Source organism: uncultured Campylobacter sp. (assembly GCF_937949835.1).
In the GTDB taxonomy this organism is placed as follows: domain Bacteria; phylum Campylobacterota; class Campylobacteria; order Campylobacterales; family Campylobacteraceae; genus Campylobacter_B.
Genome location: NZ_CALEDC010000379.1, coordinates 1 through 1,095 on the forward strand (window position 1 = coordinate 1; position 1,095 = coordinate 1,095).

Genomic DNA, 1,095 nt, shown 5'->3' on the forward strand with positions numbered 1-1,095 from the left:
GCTACGAACTGCACTTCGCCCTTTTTATCGCCGAAAATGTCTTTGGCGATCGAGCTAGCAAGCTCGATTTCAAAGCCCTCAAACTTGCCGTTATTAGACTCGCTTAGCGGCGGACGACCTTCGCGCACGCCTACTCTGATAACCCCTGCCTGCCTGATTTCATCTAGTGTATTTGCAAAAATGCTAGCGCAAAATAAGGCTAAAATAAAAAGTAATCTCATAAAAAGCCCCCTACTTTTTAGTTTTCGGAATAATTATAGCACTATATATTTTAGAGAAAATAAATGCAAGCGGTTTAAAATTCAATCACCGCGCGTATGCAGGTTTGAAATTTAGGGGCGAAGTGGGGATTTAAAATTTCGCAAATTCGCTAAATTTTAAATCCCAAGATTTATTCGTTATGCAAACTGCCTTCGATAAATTTTATATTTTAATTTCTAGCTCGCTTTTATAATAAGTCATAAATTCCATCTAGCAGGAAGTATTTTTTATCCGCTGTGCCGCGGTAAAAAGGCTCGAAAGTGTCCTGATAAGCCTTTTTGAAAAAGCCCTCTTTGCTTAGTTTGATTAGATCGGCATTGATGAAATCAAGCAAACTTTGATTGCCTTTTTGCACGCCGACGCCTAAGAATTCCGCTGCGCCTAGGTTTTTAAACGGCACTTCGAGCGTATCGTCTACTACGGCATAGGCTAGGACGATGATGTTGTCATTGGCGTAGCCGTCGGCTCTGCCGTCCTTCATCATCGCGTAGCACTCGGAGGTATTTTTGCAGTAAACTAAATTGCTAAATTTTTCCTTTCGCAAATAGCGCTCGGTCATCGAGCCGTTTGGGTTCTTTTCGATCGAAATTCTCATATCGAGAACCTGTGCGAAGTCCTTCACTTGATCCTCTTTACGCGTTACGATGCCAAAATTTACCGATAGATACGGAAGTGAGAAATCCACCTGCTTCTTGCGCTCTTGTGTAATCATAAAGGTGCCGATAACCATATCGACCTTATTATTTTTCAAAAACGGGATTCTCTCGCCCGCGGTTACAGCTACGAACTGCACTTCGCCCTTTTTATCGCCGAAAATGTCTTTGGCGATCGAGC

The 1,095-nt window shown here is 42.4% G+C and carries 1 protein-coding gene and 1 pseudogene; both read right to left on the reverse strand.

All coding sequences use genetic code 11. The features are described from left to right. Window positions 1-221 (reverse strand): annotated as a pseudogene (locus Q0256_RS08625) (amino acid ABC transporter substrate-binding protein); the annotation flags it as partial. Between the two features lie 227 nt (window positions 222-448). After that, on the reverse strand, window positions 449-1,095 hold a 647-nt coding region (locus Q0256_RS08630; protein WP_297962241.1), incomplete at its 5' end, for a transporter substrate-binding domain-containing protein.